The 18,899-nt window shown below is 73.0% G+C and carries 11 protein-coding genes; 5 read left to right on the top strand and 6 right to left on the bottom strand.

Annotated elements, in window-relative coordinates:
* Nucleotide 1: 1 nt before the first annotated feature.
* Genes MCAG_RS18325 through MCAG_RS18310 form a run of 4 tightly spaced genes read right to left on the bottom strand, consistent with a single transcriptional unit; the run spans nucleotide 2 to nucleotide 11,041 of the window.
* Nucleotides 2-949 (bottom strand): SDR family oxidoreductase, encoded by a 948-nt coding sequence (locus tag MCAG_RS18325; RefSeq protein ID WP_007074470.1) that lies wholly within the window; start codon nucleotides 947-949, stop codon nucleotides 2-4.
* Nucleotides 946-2,448 (bottom strand): hypothetical protein, encoded by a 1,503-nt coding sequence (locus tag MCAG_RS18320; RefSeq protein WP_050778007.1) that lies wholly within the window; start codon nucleotides 2,446-2,448, stop codon nucleotides 946-948. Before MCAG_RS18320 ends, MCAG_RS18325 begins: the two co-directional genes overlap by 4 nt.
* Complete coding sequence (locus MCAG_RS18315) at nucleotides 2,445-3,698, bottom strand: NAD(P)/FAD-dependent oxidoreductase (protein WP_198141580.1); 1,254 nt, start codon at nucleotides 3,696-3,698, stop codon at nucleotides 2,445-2,447. The genes MCAG_RS18320 and MCAG_RS18315 overlap by 4 nt, the downstream gene beginning before the upstream one ends.
* Nucleotides 3,695-11,041: a non-ribosomal peptide synthetase gene (locus MCAG_RS18310; RefSeq protein WP_007074468.1), complete on the bottom strand. Its 7,347-nt coding sequence runs from the start codon at nucleotides 11,039-11,041 to the stop codon at nucleotides 3,695-3,697. The genes MCAG_RS18315 and MCAG_RS18310 overlap by 4 nt, the downstream gene beginning before the upstream one ends.
* A gap of 306 nt (nucleotides 11,042-11,347) precedes the next feature.
* Between MCAG_RS18310 and MCAG_RS18305 the strand changes: the two genes are divergently transcribed.
* From MCAG_RS18305 to MCAG_RS18285, 5 genes are all read left to right on the top strand, one after another.
* A complete protein-coding gene (locus tag MCAG_RS18305) occupies nucleotides 11,348-12,661 on the top strand; it encodes a cytochrome P450 (RefSeq protein WP_085986121.1) in 1,314 nt (437 codons plus the stop codon).
* 11 nt (nucleotides 12,662-12,672) lie between these two features.
* The gene (locus MCAG_RS18300; protein ID WP_036374082.1) at nucleotides 12,673-13,986 is read left to right on the top strand and encodes a glycosyltransferase; all 1,314 of its coding nucleotides are present in this window, start codon (nucleotides 12,673-12,675) and stop codon (nucleotides 13,984-13,986) included.
* A 255-nt stretch (nucleotides 13,987-14,241) separates the two neighbouring features.
* Entirely contained in the window at nucleotides 14,242-15,000 is a 759-nt protein-coding gene (locus MCAG_RS18295) for a class I SAM-dependent methyltransferase (protein WP_036374079.1), read from the top strand.
* Between the two features lie 5 nt (nucleotides 15,001-15,005).
* Entirely contained in the window at nucleotides 15,006-15,911 is a 906-nt protein-coding gene (locus MCAG_RS18290; RefSeq protein ID WP_050778006.1) for a hypothetical protein, read from the top strand.
* A gap of 426 nt (nucleotides 15,912-16,337) precedes the next feature.
* Nucleotides 16,338-16,685 carry a hypothetical protein gene (locus MCAG_RS18285; RefSeq protein WP_007074465.1) on the top strand — a complete coding sequence of 116 codons (348 nt, stop codon included), beginning with the start codon at nucleotides 16,338-16,340 and terminating at the stop codon, nucleotides 16,683-16,685.
* 263 nt (nucleotides 16,686-16,948) lie between these two features.
* Here MCAG_RS18285 and MCAG_RS18280 read toward each other — a convergent pair whose 3' ends face one another.
* Nucleotides 16,949-17,578, bottom strand: a complete 630-nt coding sequence (locus tag MCAG_RS18280; protein WP_036374073.1) for a GPP34 family phosphoprotein — start codon at nucleotides 17,576-17,578, stop codon at nucleotides 16,949-16,951.
* A gap of 219 nt (nucleotides 17,579-17,797) precedes the next feature.
* Nucleotides 17,798-18,709: an SPFH domain-containing protein gene (locus MCAG_RS18275; RefSeq protein WP_036374070.1), complete on the bottom strand. Its 912-nt coding sequence runs from the start codon at nucleotides 18,707-18,709 to the stop codon at nucleotides 17,798-17,800.
* Nucleotides 18,710-18,899: the final 190 nt, after the last annotated feature.

Here is an 18,899-nt window from a genome sequence, read left to right as displayed (position 1 = left end):
GTCAGTCCTCACTGTTGGTCGGGGCGAGGGGCACGGGGGTCGGGTCGACGGGCACTGAGGAAGGCTTGCGGCGGGCCCGCACGAGCGGGGCGAAGTTGCGGTCGAGCAGGGCGTCCGGCAGCAGGCGGGCGGCCAGGCTGCCCAACCGCACGTCGCGGCCCACCGGGTACCGGGTCTTCGGCCGCGCGGCGGTCAGCGCCCGGGTGACCGCCCGCGCGAAGTCCGCCGGAGTGGTCCCGCTCCGCCGGGCCTGCGCGGCCAGCCGGGTGAGGAAGCGGCTGAACGGCTCGTCGTAGAGGTCGCCGGCCCGCCCCGCCGCCCCGGCCATCGTCTCCGACCCGGCGTGGGCGACCTTGTCCCAGATCGGCGTCTGGATCGCCCCCGGCTGGACCACCGACACCGCGATCCCGAACGGCCACAGCTCGCGCCGCAGGCTGTCGCTGACCGCCTCCTTGGCGAACTGCGCCGCCGCGTACACGCCGAGGTAGGGCAGGGCGACCCGGCCCAGGCCGGAGGTGACGTTCACGATCCGGCCGTGGCCGGCCCGCAGCAGCGGGAGGAAGCCCTGGATCACCGCGATCTGGCCGACCACGTTGGTGTCGAGCTGCCGCCGGACCTGCTCCAGTGTGACGCACTCCAGCGGGCCGGGCAGGCTGATGCCGGCGTTGTTGACGAGCCCCCAGAGACCGTCGGTGCCGACCTGGCGGGTCACCTCGTCGACCGCCTGCCGGACCTCGTCGGCCCGGGTGACGTCGAGGCGGAGCGGGGTGATCCGGCCGGCCGTGGCGGCGGCCAGGTCGTCGGCGGCGGCCCGGTCGCGCACCCCGGCGAAGACCCGGAACCCCGTCCGGTTTAGGTGCAGCGCGGCCTCGCGGCCGAGCCCCGACGAGGCGCCGGTGACCACCACCGCCCGGCCCCGCGCGTCGATCCGTCTCCCTGCCCCGATCATGATTCCACCTTCCCGTCGGCCCCGGCCGACACCGGATCGACCCTTGCCGGCACCACTGTGATCTCGGCGAGCACCGCGTCGACACAGGCGTCGACGAGGCCGGCCGCGCGGGCGTCCGGGACCGCCTCCGGCACGTGAACGAAGTTCCAGGCCAGTTCCCCATGGCTCGTGTTCGCCGTGGCGACGAAGTAGCCGCAGACCGAGAGCCCGGCGACGAACTGGGCGCCGCTTAGCCGCCAGGCCCCGATCCGGTCGGGAAAGTCGTACCGGCCGAGATTGGACAGGCAGAGGTTGACCGGCCCGGACCGCTCGGTCAGCTCCACGAACCGGCCGCTCTGCGCGACCGACGGCGGGCACGACAGGCGGACCAGGTCGACCATGGCGAAGTGGCTGCCGTGGTGACGCCGGGCCGCGAGGTCCCCGCTGATCGACCGGGCGAGCTGCCACAGCGACGCCCCCGGCTGGTACGGCACGAACGAGGGAACGGTGGCGACGTACGCGCCGACCGCCCGCTCGGGCACCGGAGGCGTCAGGGCCGCCCGGAAGTCGACCGGGGAGCCGATCGCCACGTGACCCGGGGCAGGCGGACCCGTCTCGGCCGCGACCGCGAGGACCATCGCGGCGGCCAGCGCCCCGTGCACGGTGGTCTGTTCCCGGCGGCATGCCTGGGCCAGCGCGGCTACCTGCTCGGCGGTGAGCGTCCGGTGCAGCAGTCGGCTGCGTCTCGCGGTGAACGGCACGAAGCGGCTTGGCACCACCCGGGCCGGCCGGTACCGGCGCACCCGGTACAGGTCACGTAGGAGCTGCCGGCCGAGCCGCAGCGAGCCGGTGACGCCCCGGTACCGGCGGGGGAACATCCGCTCGGCCGGGGGCAGGGCCGGTTCCCGTTCCGGCGCGTGCCCGCCCTGGGGTGCGCCGCCTGGTCCGGCGTCGCCCGTGATCGGCCGTTCCACCGCAGTGGCCAGCCGCTCGGCGTGTTCGACCCACTGGCGCAGCAGCGACAGCGCGGTCGTCCCGTCCGCCACGCAGTGCGGCAGGGTCAGGATCAGGTCGTGCACGTCGCCGGCGGCACCGGGGCCGGTGGGCCCCGGGGCGGTCGCGGTCAGCACGACCGCCCGGCAGAGCGGCCCGGTCCGCCAGTCGACCCGGTCGACCAGTTCCCGATCGTTGACCTCGCTCAGCCAACCGGCGTCCGGGTCGGCGGACGCGCCGGGCTCGGCGGCATCCGGTAGGTCGGCGGCGGCCAGCCGCAGCGGGATCGGCCGGTCCGCCGGCACGAACCGGGGCCGCCGGCCGTCCGGCCGGGTGGCGATGGCCACCCGCAGCAGCGGATGGCGTGCCTGGAGTCCGTCCAGCGCCGCCCGGAGCAGCTCCGGCGGCAGGTGTCCACGTACCCGGACCCGGGCGATGACGTTGAGCGGGGACACCTGGTCGGCGATCCAGTACCAGCGTTCCAGCGGGCTCAACGCCCGGTGCGCCGCGCCGCGCCCGCCGTTCACCGCAGGCCCGCCGGCGCGACGTCGGGGAAGGTCAGGTCGGCCAGGTTGCGGCGGTCGACGAGCCGCGCGGGCAGCCACCTCAGGTACGCGCGCCGGGCCAGATCGCCGGCGGGGCTGGCGAGCTGCTCGATCCGGCTCAGCGAGTGCGCCTGGCGGATCATCCGCCGGGTCCGGTCGCGCCGGGCCGCCTCGTAGCTGCGCAGCGCATCGGGCAGGTCGGTGGCCCCGGCCAGGCTGCGCGCCAGCACCACCGCGTCCTCGATCGCCATCGCCGCGCCCTGGCCGAGGCTCGGCAGCATCGGGTGCGCCGCGTCGCCGAGCAGGGTGACCGGGCCGGTGCCCCAGCGCCGCAGGGCGGGGCGGTCGCGGGCGGGGACGCTGATGAGCGCCGTCTCGGCGGTGGCGGCCACGGTGGCGACCACCTCGTCGGCCCAGCCCGCGTACGCGCGGAGGATCTCGTCCCGGCCGCCGTGCCAGTCGCGGGCCGCCTCCGGCGGCATGTTCCGGGTGCCCCACCAGTAGACGTGGTCGCCGCCGAGGTGCACCAGCCCGAACCGCTGGCCGCGCCCCCAGTAGTGGGCGGCGTACCCGTCGCGGACCCGGGGGTGCCGGTACGCGACGGTCGCCAGCCAGCACACGTACCCGGGTTCCCGGGGCCGCTCGGGGCCGACGAGCTGCTGGCGTACCGCCGATCCGAAGCCGTCCGCGCCGATCAGCAGGTCGCCGTCGGCGCTGGTCCCGTCGTCGAACTCGACCCGGACACCGCCGCCGTGGTGGTGAAACCGGCGGGCGGTGGCGCCAAGCCGGATGGGCGGATCCCCGGCCGCCTCCAGCAGGGCCCGCTGGAGTTCGGCGCGGTGGATGGCGACGTTCTGCGCGCCGACCCGGTCGCCCAGGTGCGCGAACCGGACGGTCCTGATCGGCCGCCCCGTGGCGGTGCGGAAGTGCAGATCCGAGTAGACCTGGCCGCGCCGCTCGACGTCGAGGTCGATGCCGAGCGAGCGCAGCGCGACGCGGGCGTTGGCGGTCAGGGACAGCGCCGAGCCGGCGGCCCGCAGTTCGCTGGCCCGCTCGTGGATCTCCACGTCGACTCCCACGCGCAGCAGTGCGCCGGCCGCCGCGAGGCCGCCGATGCCGGCGCCGACGATGATCGCCTTCGGTCGGCGGCGGATCGGTGTCCCGCCGGGCAGCCGGGACGTCCACGTGCCGGTCGGGTCGGTCGGGCCGGTGGAGCCGGCGGGGGCGATCACCGTGCGTCCCCGATCGGCCGGCGGGCCGGGGTGGCCCCGGCCAGCAGCTCGGTGATCCGCCTGGCCACCTCGGCCACATAGGGCTCGTCCATGAGCACCAGGTGGTCGCCGGGTACGTCGATCACGTCGACCCGGCCGGTGGTCAGCTCGCCCCACCCGTTGTGCGGGTCGAGGTGCATGCTGCCGGCCAGGTCGTGCATCGGCTTCAGCACGGCCGGCAACGGGTCGGCGGCCCGCAGCAGGGCGATGTCCTGGTCGACGACCTCCGGCCGGTAGGAGATGATCGCCTCCCAGTTGGCCCGGAAGACCTCGAAGAGTCGGCGGACCGAGCCACGCGAGCTGCCCGGGCGCAGCACCCCGCTCTCGCCCGCCCGGCCCGCGATGAAGTCGAGCTTCGCCTCGGGCGTGGTCAGCTCGGCCGGCACTCCGCGCGCCGGTGGGCCGTCGTGGCCGAGTCGCATCAGCTCCCAGAAGAACCAGTCGAGCAGGACGTCGTCGGCGACCGGCACCGGGTCGCTGGACCGGCGGGCGATCGGGTCGAGCAGGATCAGCCGGTCGACCTGGTCGGCTCCGGTTTCGTGGAGCTGCCGGGCCATCTCGAAGGCGACCACCCCGCCGAACGACCAGCCGCCGATGGCGTACGGGCCCTCGGGTCGGACCCGGCGGATCGCGTCGAGGTAGGCGCGGGCCAGCTCTGGCACGCTGCGCAGCGGCTCGGTGCCGGCGTCCACCCCGGCGGCCTGCAACGCGTACAGGGGTTGGTCGGCGCTCAGGTGGCGGGCCAGCGGGACGTAGCAGAGCACGTTGCCGCCGAGCGGGTGCACCAGGAACAGCGGCGGCCGGTCGCCCTCGGCGCGGATCGGCACCAGCGGGTCGAACGTGAGGTCGGCCCCGCCGCGGCGGAGCAGGTCGGCCACCCCGGCCACGGTGGGTGTGGCGACGAACGCCGAGACGGGTACGGCCACCCCGAAGCGCTTCTCCAGCATCACCACCAGGCGCATCGCGGTCAGCGAGGTGCCGCCCAGCTCGAACAGATTGTCGTGCACCCCGACCGCCGACAGGTGCAGCAGCTCGGCGGCGATCTCCGCGACGATGCGTTCGTGCCGGTCGCGGGGGGCGACGCGGGGGGCCTCGGCCAGGTCCAGGGGCAGTTCGCGCAGGGCCCGGTCGTTGCGCTTGCCGCTGGGGGTCAGCGGCATCCGGGGCAGCCACTGCCACCGCGCCGGCACCAGGTGCTCGGGGAGGGTGGCGCGCAACCGCCGGCGTACGTCGGCCAGGTCGACCGTGTCCGGGTCACCGACGAGGAACGCGGCCAGGAAGGAGTCGACGCCTTCCCGACGGCGGGCGACGACGGCGGCCTCGCGGATCCCCGGGTACTCCCCGGCCAGCTCCATGATCGCCACTTCCACCTCCAGGGGTTCGACGCGGAAGCCACGTATCTTGGTCTGGGTGTCGGTGCGGGCCACCCAGATCAGGTCGCCGTTGGGCAGGTAGCGGGCCAGGTCGCCGGTCCGGTAGAGCCGGCTGCCCGGCGGGCCGAACGGGTTGGGCACGCAGCGCTCGGCGGTCAGGCCCGGCCGGCCGTGGTAGCCCCGGGTGACCTGGATGCCGCCGTAGTACAGCTCACCGGTCACGCCGGTCGGGACCGGCCGCATCAGCTCGTCCAACAGGTGCATCTCGACGCCGTTGATGGCGGGCCCGATGGGCGGCAGGTTGGGAAACCGCGCCGGGTCGCCGCTCATCGGGTATGCGGTGACCAGGTGCGTCTCGGTCGGTCCGTACTGGTTCTCCAGGACCGCGTCGGCCGGCAGGGCGGCCAGGAAGCGCCGGATCTCGGGGGTCACCCGTAGCTGCTCGCCGGAGGAGATCACCACCCGTAGCGCGCGCGGGACGATCCCGAGCAGCTCTGCGGCCTCGGCGAGCTGCTGCAACGCGACGTACGGGAGGAAGATCCGCTCGACGGCCTCGCGGTCGAGCAGCCGCAGCAGGGCCGGCACGTCCCGCCGGAGGTGCTCGTCGATGATCCGCAGGGTGCCGCCCGCGCTGATCGTGGTGAGGATCTCCTGGAACGACACGTCGAAGCTGAGCGGCGCGTACTGCAACGTGATGCCGCCGGCCGCCGCGCTGGCCGCCCGGATCTGCCACGCCTGGTAGTTGTCCAGCGCGCCGTGCGTCATCGCCACGCCCTTGGGCACCCCCGTCGACCCGGAGGTGAACAGGACGTAGAGCAGGTCGTCGGGGGTGATCCGGGGCAGCGCCACGGCATCGTCGACGGTCGGCTCCGCCACGGGGCCCTCGGTGGCCGTCGGCTCCGCCACGAGGTCGGCCACGTCGAGCACGGTCGACGGGTCCTCGATCAGGTCCCAGTGCCGCCGGTGCGCCACGATCCGCGTCGGCCGGGCCTGCGCGACCATCGCGGCGATACGTTCCCTCGGGTACGTCACGTCAAGCGGGACGCAGGCCGCGCCGGCCCGCGCGACGCCGTAGATCGCGGCGATCATCTCCGGCGACCGGTCCAGCGCGATCCCGACGAGCTGACCCGGCCGGACGCCGGAGCGCAGCAGCCCGATCGCGATCCGGTCGACCGTGGCGTCCAGCCGCGCGTAGGTCCACTCGCACGGCGGGGCGTCGGCCAGGGCGTCGGGGGCGTCGAAGGTGACCGCGACGGCGGTCGGGGTGCGCCGGGCGTGGTCGGCGAGCCGGCGTACCACGTCGCTGGGCGCCTCCAGGGCCGGGCCGACGGGCTGCGGCGCGGCGGCGAGGAAGCCGAAGTCCGGCTCCCCCTGCGGGTCGGCCACGATCCGGGCGAGGATACGCAGGTAGGCGTCGATCAGCAGGTCGGTCTGCGCCGGGGTGAGGGTGCGCCCGTCGGCGTCGACGCGCAGCGAGACGCGCCGGTCGGCGGGGCTGACGAACACGTTCACCAGCAGGGTGAAGTTGGTCTCCTCCCAGGGGTCGAAGCCGAGCAGCTCCACCTGGGGCAGCTCCAGCAGCGGGGTCAGCACGTGCATGTGCACGTAGTTGAAGGCCGTCTCGAAGATCGGCTCGCCGCCCCGGTCCCCCACGATGGCGTGCAGCGGGTAGCGCCGGTGCGGGTGACACTCCTGTTCCTGCCGGTGGACCTGCCGGACCAGCTCCAGCCAGGTACGCGCGCCGGGAGTGATCCGCAGCGGCACCGTGTTGAGGAAGAGTCCCGCGACGAGTTCCGCCCCGGCCCGGTCCGGCCGACCGTGGGTGACCAGGCCGGTGGTGACGTCCGTCGTCCCGGCGTACAGCCGCAGCAGCAGGCAGTGCGCCGCGAGCAGGACCGACTTCACCGGCAGCCCGTGGGCGGCGGCGAAGCCGCGTACCCGGTCCTCCAGGTCACCGGGCAGCGGGACGTGCCGGACGATCACGCCCTCGTCGCCGGGCGGCTCGTACTGGCGGAAGCCCTCGATCTGGGTGAGTTCCGCGCCGTCGAGCCGGGTGGTCCAGAAGTCGCGGGCGGCGGCGGAGGCGAGCGCTCGGCGTTCCTCGACGACGTACGCCGCCGGGGAGGGCAGCACGGCCGCCCGGGGCGGGTCGATGTCGACACCCACCAGGTGCAGGTAGTCCCGCAGCAGGTCCCCGACGACGGTGGCCACGCTCCAGCCGTCGAGGAGCACGTGGTGGAAGCTGAACACCAGGTCGACGGCCCCCGACGGGAGCAGGTGCACCCGCATCAGGTGCAGCGGCGCGTGGTCGAACGCGTACCGGTGGCGTCGCCGCTGCCGCATGTGCGTCAGCACCTCGGCGTCGGCCGTGGCGGCGTCGTGGTCACGCAGGTCGACGATGTCCAGGCCGCCGGTCACCCGGGCGTGGACGATCTGGAGTGGTTCGGAGCAGCCACCCAGGTCGAACGAGGAACGCAGGACCGGGTGGCGGTCGAGGAGCCGGTCGTGGGCGGCGCGGAAGGCGGCCTCGTCCCACGGCAGCCGGATCGAGTACCGGAACACGTCGTGGTACGCCGTGGAGTCCTCGCGTTCGCTGCCGTGGAACAGCAGCCCGAGCTGGAGCCGGGTCGCCGGGAAGGCGTCCTGCGCGTCGCCCAGCCCGGCCCGGTCCAGGTGCGACACCAATTCGAACGGCTCCGGCAGCGCGGCCTCCTGCGCCGGCGGCAGGGCGGTGCGGGCGTGGGCGGCCAGCGCCGCCACGGTGGGCCGGGCCACCAGGTCGGCGACGGTGACGTGCAGGCCATGCCGCGCCGCCTCGGCGCCGACGCGCAGCGCGAGGATGGAGTCACCGCCGATGGCGAACCAGTTCTGGTCAGTGCCGACGGACGGCACCCCGAGCACCCGCGCCCAGATCGCGGCGATCGTCTGCTCCACCTCGTCGCTGGGGGCCGGCCCGGTCCCCGCGACGACGCGGTCGGCAAAGTCGTGCGGGCCACCGTCGTCGGTCAGGCCGCGCCCCTCGTCGGACCCGGTGGCCGGGTCGGGCAGGGCGGCCTGGTCGAGCTTGCCGTTGGGGGTCAGCGGGATCCGGTCGAGCCGGTGGAAGAACGCGGGGACCATGAAGTCCGGCAGCCGGTGCAGGAGTTGTGCGCGCAGCCACGCCGGGTCGAGGTCGGCGTCCGCCCGGTAGTAGCCGACGAGGTGGGTGCCTCGAACCGGGCCGGTGCGGGCCACCACGACCGCCTCCCGTACGCCGGGCACGGCGGCGAGGGCGTGCTGGACCTCGCCGGGTTCGACCCGGTTGCCCCGGATTTTCACCTGGTCGTCGAGGCGGCCCAGGTACTCGATGTTGCCGTCGGCGAGCCAGCGGGCGAGGTCGCCCGTGCGGTACAGCCGTCCGCCGGTCACCGGGTCGGTGCCGAATCGTTGCGCGGTCAGCTCGGGCCGGCCCAGGTACCCCCGGGCGACGCCGATCCCGGCGATGCAGAGCTCGCCGGGCGCGCCGACCGGCTGCGGTTCGTCGCCGGGGCCGAGCACGTAGAGCTGGATGTTGTCGATCGGGCGGCCGATCGGCACGCGGGTGGCCGGCCCGGCCGGGTCGGGCCGGCACTCGAAGTGGGAGACGTCGACGGTGGCCTCGGTCGGGCCGTACAGGTTCACCAGCCGGGGGCCGGGCGTTCCGTCCGGTGCCGGCGGCCCGGCGCACAACAGCCGGTGGAACCGGTCGACGTGCCGGGGCGGCAGCTCCTCGCCGCTGGCGAAGACCAACCGCAGGCTGGTGGCGTCCGCGCGCGAGGCGGGCGCGTCGGCCAGCAGGTCGAGGAACGGGCCGAACATCGAGGGTACGAAGTGGACGACGCTGACGCCCTGCCGGGCGACCGTACGCAGCAGGGCGGCGGGGTCCCGCCGCACCTCCGGCTCGGGCAGCACCACCCGGGCTCCGGCGAGCGCCCACCAGAACAGCTCCCAGACGGAGACGTCGAACGAGACGGGCGTCTTCTGCACCAGGACGTCGTCGCTGTGCAGCGGGTAGCACCGCTGCATCCAGGCCAACCGGTTGACCACCGAGCGGTGCTCGATCAGCACCCCCTTGGGCCGGCCGGTGGAGCCGGACGTGTAACACACGTACGCGAGGTCGGCGCCGGTGGCGACCGGCTCCACGGGTGACGTCGGGCGGTCGGTCATCGCCTTGAGGTGGCACACGGCGACCCCGGGCCCCACCGGCGGCGGTGGCGTGTCCCCGGTCACCACGAGCACCCCGGCGCCGCTGTCGGTGAGCACGTGCCGCACGCGCGACTCCGGGTGGTCGGGCTCGATCGCGACGTACGCCCCGCCCGCCTTCAGCGTGCCCAGGATCGCGGTGAGCAGCCCGGGTCCACGGTCGGCCAGGACGGCGACCCGGTCGCCGCAGCCGATCCCGGCGTCGCGCAGGGCCCGGGCCACCTGGTTGGCGCGGGCATCGAGGTCGGCGTAGCTGACCGTCTCGTCCGTGCCGTCGACGACCAGCGCGGTCCGGTCCGGGGTGCGGGCGGCCTGCCGTTCGAACAGGCCGTGCACGGTCAGGTCGGCGGGCAGGTCGACGTGGGTGTCGTTGAGTCCCCGGGTGAGCCGGTCCCGTTCGGCCGGGGTCAGCATCGGGGTTTCCGCCAGCGGCCGGTCGGGCCGGTCGAGGGCGTTGCGGATCAGCGTGACGACGTGCCGGCCCAGCGCCTCGATCGGGAAGTCCTCGTCGAACACGTCCGGGGCGTAGTCGAGGTCCACCCTCAGCGGGCCGTCGTCGAAGTCGTTGACCAGCACGGCCAGGACGTGCCGGTCGTGCAGTCGGCTGCGCACCATCGTCTGCTGCTCGATCCCGGGGATCGGCTCGGGGCGGGGCCAGCGCATCCAGGACAGGGTCACGTCGTAGAGCTGCCGGCCGCCGTCGGGCAGCGCCACACCGCGCAGCAGGTCGCCCCGGGACCGGCCCTGTTGGGTCCAGAGCGCGCGCAGGGTCTCCTGGACCCCGGCGACCAGGTCCGCCAGCGGTCGCGCGCCGTCGACCCGTACCGGCAGCGGCAACTCGTTGGCGAAGTGGCCGACGGTGCGCCGTTCGACGTGGGTCCGGCGGTTGAGCACCGGTACGCCGAGGACGACCTGCTCGGTGCGGTGGATCCGGGTAAGGTAGGCGGCGACGGCCGAGGCGAGGAAGGTGAACGGGGACGCGCCCCGGGCCGTGATCCGGTCGACCAGGGCCCGGTCGATCAGGAAGCTGTGCCGCGCGCTGCCGGCTGCCCCGGCGTCGGCCGGGTCGCTGGTCGCGCGGCGCGGGAACAGGGCCGGGGTCACGCCCGCCAGCGCGGCGCGGAGGTGGTCGAGGTCCCGCTCCCGTCCGGCCGATCGTGGCTGGGCGGCCCGCGCTCGGGCCACGGCCAGATACGACGGCTGCGGCTCCTCGACGGTCTCCCCGGTGCGCAGCAGGCGGGCGTAGCCCTCGCTCGCCTGCCGCAGCAGCAGCCGCCCGCCCCAGCCGTCGGTAACGAGGTGATGCGCGTTGAGATATGCGTAGGTGACCGATTCGCTCTCGACGAGCAGGGCCAACTCGTACATTCTGCTCCGGCGCAACGGAAACGGACGGTCGAACGACCGCGCCATCCAGGAATGGCAGGCCGCGCGGGGGTCGACTTCTCCCGAGAAGTCGATGGTAGCAATTACCGGCGACTCGTCCTCGACCCACTGGTAGGGCTCGCCGTTCTCTTCTTCGAAACGCAGCCGCAACGCGTCGTTTCGAAGCACGGCCCGATTCATACAGGTACGCATGAGTTCGAGGTCAAGGGGGCCGGTGAACCGCAGGTAACCCCCGACGTTGAACTGGGGCAGCTCCGGACATAGCCGACTAGCTACCCAGATGTCGGCCTGAACTGTGGTCAACGGTGCCCGGTCGACATTCTTCACTGCTCACCCCTCACGACTGCTCCGGCCGCGAACGACGCCCTACCCGATGACAATTTGATCGACTTCCGTCGCTGCCATGGCGCTGGACAGTACCCGACAATCAACGTTTACGTCAGCGCGTGCGACACTTTCACATCGGATTCTCATGCAGCGAGGGAGTTCGTTGCGCAAAGCTCCCCGACTGATGTATAAGTTCCTTTCGAGATCAACCCGGGAAATCCCCGCACGCAGGTAGGAATTGACGCCCGTCATAACTACGACGGGAATCGCACGGGTATCCGGGACGGCCGAGGTGGGGAGGTTCGGGTGAGGCTGACCAGACCGGGGACCTTCCTGCGTTGGCTCGACCGGCACGGCCTGGCCCGGCTCGGCATCAGCGCCGCCGCCCGCCGGGGTGACGCGCAGGCCCGGCTCTTCTTCGATCCGGCCATCCGCGACGACCCGTACCCGTTCTACCGGGAGGTCCGCGAAGCCGGCGCGCTGGTCCGCGGCCGGCTCATGTGGAGCACCACCCGGCACGACGCGGTCGTCGCGGTGCTGCGCGGCGAGGCGTTCAGCAGCGACCTGGAATCGCTACCGGCACCCGGCCCGATCGCGGTGGTGCGCCGCCTGGGCCGCAGCGGACGGCCCATCGGGCCGGCCGACCCGCCCTCGATGCTGGTCGTCGACCCGCCGACGCACACCCGCTACCGCCGGCTGGTCGCCAAGGTCTTCACCCCCCGGGCCATCGAGGGGCTGCGCCCACGGATCGAGCGGCACACCGAGGCCCTGCTGGACGACCTGGCCCCGGCCCCGGGCGGGACCGGCACCGTGGAGATCATCGAGCGCTACGCCAGTCTGCTGCCGCTCACCGTGATCGCCGAGATCCTCGGCGTGCCACAGCACATGCGGCAGCGGTTCCTGGCGTGGGGCGAGGCCGCCACCCCGACGCTCGACCTCGGGCTGACGCTGCGCCAGTACCACCACGCCGAGGACGCCATCCGGCAACTCAACGCATGGCTGCGCGGGCACTTCGCCCGGCTGCGCGCCGATCCCGGCGACGACCTGCTCAGCCGCCTCGTACACCTCGACAGCGAGGGCGAGCGGCTCACCGAGGAGGAGTTGCTGGCCACCGCCGGCCTGCTGCTGGTGGCCGGGTTCGAGACCACCGTCAACCTGCTCGGCACCGGCATCTACCTGCTCATCCGTCACCCCGACCAGCTCAGGGCGCTCCGCGAACGACCCGACGGATGGCCCAACGCGGTGGAGGAGATCCTGCGGTACGACTCACCCGCCCAGACCACCGCCCGGTACTGCCGCGCCGACACGGAGGTGGCCGGCGTACCGGTGCGTGCCGGGGAGATCGTGGTCCCGATGATGGGCGGCGCGAACCGGGACCCCGCCGTCTTCCCCGACCCGGACCGCTTCGACATCACCCGGGCCAACGCCCGAGACCACCTCTCGTTCTCCAGCGGAGTGCACTACTGCCTCGGTGCCGCGCTCGCCCGGCTGGAGGGCCAGCTCGGGCTCAGCGCCTTCTTCGAGCGCTATCCCGACGCGGCGCTGGCCGCGGTGCCGCGCCGCCGTCCGACCCGGGTGCTGCGCGGATACGACCACCTGCCGGTACGGCTGCGGCCGTAGGAGGGATACCCATGCGCCCCGTCCTCTTCGCCAGCCCCGCGCACCCGGGGCAGCTCAACCCCCTGCTCGCCATCGCCGGGGAGCTGTCCCGGCGCGGCGAGCCGGACCTGTGGTTCGCCGCCGAGGAGGAGGCGCGGGACCGGGTGGCGGCCAACGCCACCGGCAGCCCGCTGCGCTTCCGCTCCACCGGGGACACCCTGCTCCGCGTCGACGACGAGATGTACGCCGCGATGACCCGGGGGCCGATGACCACTGCCGGCCTGGTGGCCCTCGCCCGGCAGATCCGGATCCCGGACGTGGCCGACCGGGTCCGCGAGCTGACCCTCGAACAGATCGACGAGATCCGGCCCGGGCTGATGGTGATCGACATGCTGAACCTGGGCGCGCTCGACGCGGCGCTGGCCAGGGGGGTGCCGTACGTGCTGAGTCTGCCGTTCCCGCCCAGCAACATCTACCTGAGCCGGCTGCCGTGGGACTACCCGACCCCCACCTCCGGTTTGCCGCGCCGGCTGGGCCCCCGACAGCGGTGGGCCAACCTGACCTTCCGGGCACGGCTGCGGCTGTCGCTGCTCGGCGCGCTGCTCGGCCCGGCCCGGCACCGCCGCGCCCAGGGGATCGGCAACGCCTTCGGCGACCCCGAGAAGTACAGCGCTGCCGCGGTCGCCGTCTTCGGGTACACCGTGTTCGGGCTGGAGTATCCCTTCCCCGCGCCGGAACACCTGCACCTGTTCGGCCCGATGGTGCCACCGCGCGAACCCGCGCCGGGCGGCGAGCTGACCGACTGGCTCGACCGGCAGACCTCGGTGGTCTACGCCTGCCTGGGCACCCTGGCCCGGCTCACCGGTCCGCAGGTGCGCGCGTTCGCCGAGGCGCTGAGCGCGATCGGGCCCGAGCACCAGGTGCTGTGGAAACTGCCCGCCGCGCAGCGGCACCTGCTGCCCGGCCCGCTGCCACCACACGTACGGGTCGAGGAGTGGATACCGTCCCAGCTCGACGTGCTGGCCCACCCGAACGTCCGGGCCTTCGTCTGCCACGGCGGGGCCAACGGCTTCCACGAGGGCGTCCACTTCGGGCAGCCGATGCTGCTGACCCCGTTCTGGCTGGACTGCTACGACATCGCCGCCCGCGCGGTCGACGCCGGCGTCGGGCTGGCGCTCGACCGTCCACCGCACGTCGACGCCGACGAGGTGGCCAGGAAGCTGCACCGGCTGCTCACCGAGGACTCCTTCCGGGAGCGCAGCCGGCACTGGGGCGAGCAGAGCCGCCAGGCCGGCGGGGTGGGCCGGGCCGCCGACCTGGTCCTGAAACTCGCCGCCGCCCGCTGACGCCACCGCGCCGCCCTCCTGCCGATCGGTCACGGCCGGCGGAGCCACCGGAGGCACCACCGTGCGGGTGGACGCGGGCGAGGACGCCGACGGCTTCGCGGGCAGGACGGCTTCGCGGGCACGTGGAGCCTCAGCGCCACCGCCACGGGCGGCCCCGGCCCCCTGCGCATGGCCTTCTCGCGCGATGCCCAGTATCGTTCCGATTTATCGACTCGATACATCGGACACTGGCCCGGACTGGCGAGGGAGCGGCGGATGAGGCGGGTCGACTACGACACGGAACAGCACCAGCACTACGCGCGGGGCCGCGCGCTCACCGAGCAGCAGATGGCCACCTGGATGAGCGCCTTCACAGCCGCGCTGCCCGAGCGGCGCCCCCTGGTGGGGCTGGACGTCGGCTCGGGGACCGGCAGGTTCACCCCCGCGCTGGCGGGCGCGTTCGGGCCGGTCACCGGCGTCGAGCCCTCGGTACGCATGCGCGAATTGGCGCAGGCTCAGTCCCGGCACCCAGGCGTGCGCTACCTGGCGGGCTCCGCCGAGGACCTGCCCGTGCCGTCCGGCAGCGCCGACTACGCGCTCATGTTCTGCGTCTGGCACCACGTCCAGGACAAGCCCCGGGCCGTCCGGGAACTGGCCAGGGTGCTCAGGCCGGCCGGGCGGCTGCTGTTGCGCGGCAACTTCAGCGACCACCATCCCGAGCCCTGGTGGCTGGACCACTTCCCGCGCGGCCTCGATGCGGACATCGCGCAGTTCCAGCCGCTGCACGAGGTCGTCGCGATGTTCACGGCGGCCGGTTGGCGGGTCACCGGGTTCGGCACGGTCACCCAGCCGTCCGACGGCACCCGCGCCGACATGCTCGAACGGCTGCGCCTGCGCGCTCTCTCGTTCTTCGCCCAGCTCGATCCCGACGAGGTGGAAGCCGGCCTCCGCAGCATCGAGGAGGCCGTGGCCGCCAACCCCGACGCGCCGTCGCCCCCGCTGTCCGAGCCGCTGCTCACGCTCGAACGGCGCTAACCGGCGTGGCTCGACCCACCGACCCGCTGGCCGGGCTCGACCAGGTCCCGTGGGAGTCGCTGCACCACGCGTACGGGCCGGCCGTCGACGTACCGGGCCAGCTGCGGGCGTTGCGGTCGGCGGAGGTGCCGTCCCGCCGCCGCGCGTTGTCCGAGCTCGCCGGCAACGTCCACCACCAGGGCACGCGGTGGGGGGCGAGCTGTCACGTGGTGCCGTTCCTGGTGGCCCTCGCCGACGACCCGGGCACCCCGGACCGGGCGGCGGTGGTCCGCCTGCTCCGTGCGGTGATACTCGGCGACCGGCGCGACGACGCGCTGCCGTTCGACCCGCGCCGGGCCTTCGCCGCCGCCGAGGCGATCACCGACGGCCAGGCGGCCCTCGTGGAGGGCCATCTGGCGGCCGGAGACCTGTGCGAGCACGACGAGGCTGCGAGCCTGGCCGACGACGTGGCGGTCCGCTGGGCGGCCGACGCCTTCCACGCCGGAGCCCGGCACACCGACCGGTACGTCCGCTGGCTCACCGAGCCGGACCCGCAGCTTGCCGGGTACGCCGCCGAACTGCTCGCCTGGTTCGCACCCGACGAGGCGGCGTTGGCCGGGCTCGTCGTGGTCCCCGCCGACGGGGCCCACGCCGCCGCCCGCGCCAGCGCCAACCTGACCCTCGGCCACTGGCCGGCCGGCTCGGAGCGGATCGACACCCGCCTGGGCGAGCTGCTGTCGGCGAACACCGCGGTCGTCCGGGTCACGGCCGCGGTGGGGCTGGCCCACCGGCTCGGCGACCAACTGCCCGACCGGGCCCTCGACGTTCTCGCCGGGGCCCGCAGCTCGGACTTCGATGCCGAGGTGCCCGGCTGGGACCGGTCGGTACGCGGGTTCGTGGCTCTCGCGCTGCACCGGATCGGCCTCGGCTGACGGTTGCCTGCACGAGAGTGGTGCACGGTTGGAGCTCGGGTCGGAGGGGTAGATGCAGCCGGCACTGGGGCGAGCAGTGCCGCCGACCGGCAGGTCCCCCGGGCGGCCGACCTGGCCCGGGAACTCGCCGCACGCTGACCACAGAACCATCACCGCCCCAGGTCGGGGAAGGCCGAAACGCCCCGCGTCGCGGAGCGGCGAAACCGGGCTTTCGTCCCTGTGTGGTGAGGAATCCGCTGAGCGACCGGTCCGTTCGGTCCCGGGTGCGGGTCGCTACGGCCACGGCCCCGAGGATTGAACCCCGACCCGCCGGGAAGACGTGCGGCGAACCGGTTGGAGCGCCGAATCCCAGCTCACTGCCGCAGTGCGTGACGGGAATCCTACCGGGAGCGGTGTTCCAGTCACAGCTCTACCTGAGGAGGAACTGTGTCTGTTTCGATGACCCAAACCATGGTGGATCCCACCAATGCCGTCAACAAGCGGACCGTCCAGTCCGCCGTCGTTGAGGGCCGCACGCTCGAGCTCCGGGTCGGCGACATCGACGGCGTGCAGTACGCCTGGACGCGGCTGGTCGACTCGCAGAACGGCGATATTATCTGGATCAACCAGACCACCGACGGTGGCAATACCTGGAACTCCTTCGGCAAGCGCACCATCCAGGCGGGGGGTCGTAACTACACCGACGCCCTGCGCACGAACAGCAGCAACAAGGTGAAGATGCAGGCTTGGACGCAGCTCACCAGCGGCAACAAGTACAACACCGCCGCCTGGTAATCGCTGCTGGTGCCAGGTGCCCCGGAACGTCCGGGGACGCCTGGCACGCCCTCGCACTGCGGTCGGGTGCGCTCGGGGCGGTCTGCCGCACATCGCAGCCGGGCGGGATCATGGCTGCCGAAAAGCATCGAAAAGGCCGTCTCCTGCTATGGGAGACGGCCTTTTCTGGGTGGGTCTAGGGGATTTGAACCCCTAATGCCCCTTCCCGGATGCGGGGTTCTACCTGGCCTGGACTCCGGTAGGAGCTGACACGGGGAGGACAACTAACCGGCCTCGCCGCCGAGGGCAGCGTCCTGGATCGCTTTGTCTAGGGCGGGGCCGATCGGTCCACTCAACTCGGTGAGTTGCTGGATGCGCCGTTTGTAGGCGCGCCTGGTCTTACGGTCGAGGACGAGTTTGAGTCCTGCTGTGGCAACGATGGCCACGAGTGTGGCGTCGGCGGGGTGGACTCTGCCGATGGGCTTCTTCAGGGCGGCGTTGACCCGGCCGAGGAGTTCCTTGCGGACGCGAGGGTCGCGGATGGTCACCTTGGTGGTGGGGAACAGCCCGAGGACTCTGTGGGGTTGGAGGCGGACCCAGCCGCCATCGCTGAGCTGCTGGCGTACCGCTCTGACGGCGACGCGCTGCCGGCTGTTGACCCAGAAATGCCACCTGCGTGGCTTGGAGCCGGCGATCTCTTCGAGGAGCGCTTCGAGGACGGGGTCGCGGCAGGGGTGCCGGACGCCGATGGCGGCGTGGCCGCGTTCGTCGATGAGGTGGCCGTTGAGGTAGAGGTCGGCGAGGGCCGCGGCGCGGAGCATGGCACCGAGGCTGGTGCCCACGCTCACCCTGCCCTTGTCGGGGTTGTAGGCCAGCAGGAAGACGCGCTGGGCGAGGCTGTCGGGTACGGCCACGTCATTCTTCTTCCGAATCGGGTGTGGCGGGGGGTCTCCCGGGTCCGCGCATCCGTCCGACTCCCCCGGGGAGGCGGCCGGCATCGGCGAGGACCCTGCGCAGGAGGTACTCGATCTGGGCGTTTGTGCTGCGAAGTTCGTCTGCGGCCCAGCGCGCGAGTGCGTCGTGCACGGCGGGATCGAGCCGGAGGAGGAGCTTCTTTCGTTCGGTAGCCATGCCTAGGAGTAGAGGGTGCCCGCGTTGACCACGGGCTGGGCGTCCCTGTCGCTGCACAGGACCACCAACAGGTTGCTGACCATCGCGGCCTTGCGCTCCTCGTCGAGGTCGACGACGTCATTCTCGGCGAGGCGGACCAGGGCCATTTCCACCATGCCCACGGCGCCTTCGACGATGCGGGTACGGGCCGCGACAACGGCGTTCGCCTGCTGCCTGCGCAGCATGGCGTGGGCGATCTCGGGCGAGTAGGCGAGGCGGGTCAGCCGGGATTCGATGATCTTCACCCCTGCGGCGGCGACACGCAGACCGATCTCTTCCGACAGCCGGGCGGTGATCTCGTCGGCGTTGTCGCGCAGGGACATCTGGGCGGCGTCGTGGGAGTCGTAGGAGTAGCTGTTGGCGATATGCCGCACGGCGGTCTCGGTCTGGATGGCGACGAACTCGATGAAGTCGTCGACCTCGAAGACGGCGCGGGCGGTGTCCTCCACGTGCCAGACGACGACGGCGGCGATCTCGATGGGGTTGCCGTCGGCGTCGTTGACCTTGAGCACGTCGGTCTCGTGGTTGCGGATGCGAGTGGAGACCCTGCGCCTGACGGTGAGCGGGTTGACCCAGCGGAGCCCGTCGGTGCGGACGGTTCCGGCGTAGCGGCCGAGGAGCTGAAGGACGCGTGCCTCGCCGGGTGCGACGGGGGTGAGACCAGCCGCGGCGATCAGAGCGGCCAGTCCGAACAGGAGGCTGAGACCGATGAGGCTCAGAACGACTGCGAAGTCCTCCTGCTGCACGCCGATGATGAGGATGGTCACGCTGAGGAGGATCACCAGAATGGACAGGACGAGGACCGGCCAGCCCGAGGCGCCCGGGGCGATGCGCTCGCGTACCTGTGGGGCGGGCAGGTCGAGGTGTTCCGTCATGTAGGGCTCCTTCAGGGTGACGATGTCTTGAGACTATCAAAGTGATATCACATTTCCAACGGCCGAGCGCCCGCCTGCCCTGCGCGAGCCGGGACCCTGAGGAGGACGCCAAGTCCACACTGGAAGGGCTGAGAGTGCTGGACCTGACGGATGTGGTGCCCTGGGCGCGACCGGCGCCACTGGCCGTGGT

Origin of the sequence: Micromonospora sp. ATCC 39149 (genome assembly GCF_000158815.1) — a bacterium.
In the GTDB taxonomy this organism is placed as follows: domain Bacteria; phylum Actinomycetota; class Actinomycetes; order Mycobacteriales; family Micromonosporaceae; genus Micromonospora.
Note: the sequence above shows the minus strand (reverse complement) of the source record. Positions and strands in the feature narration are given on the sequence as shown.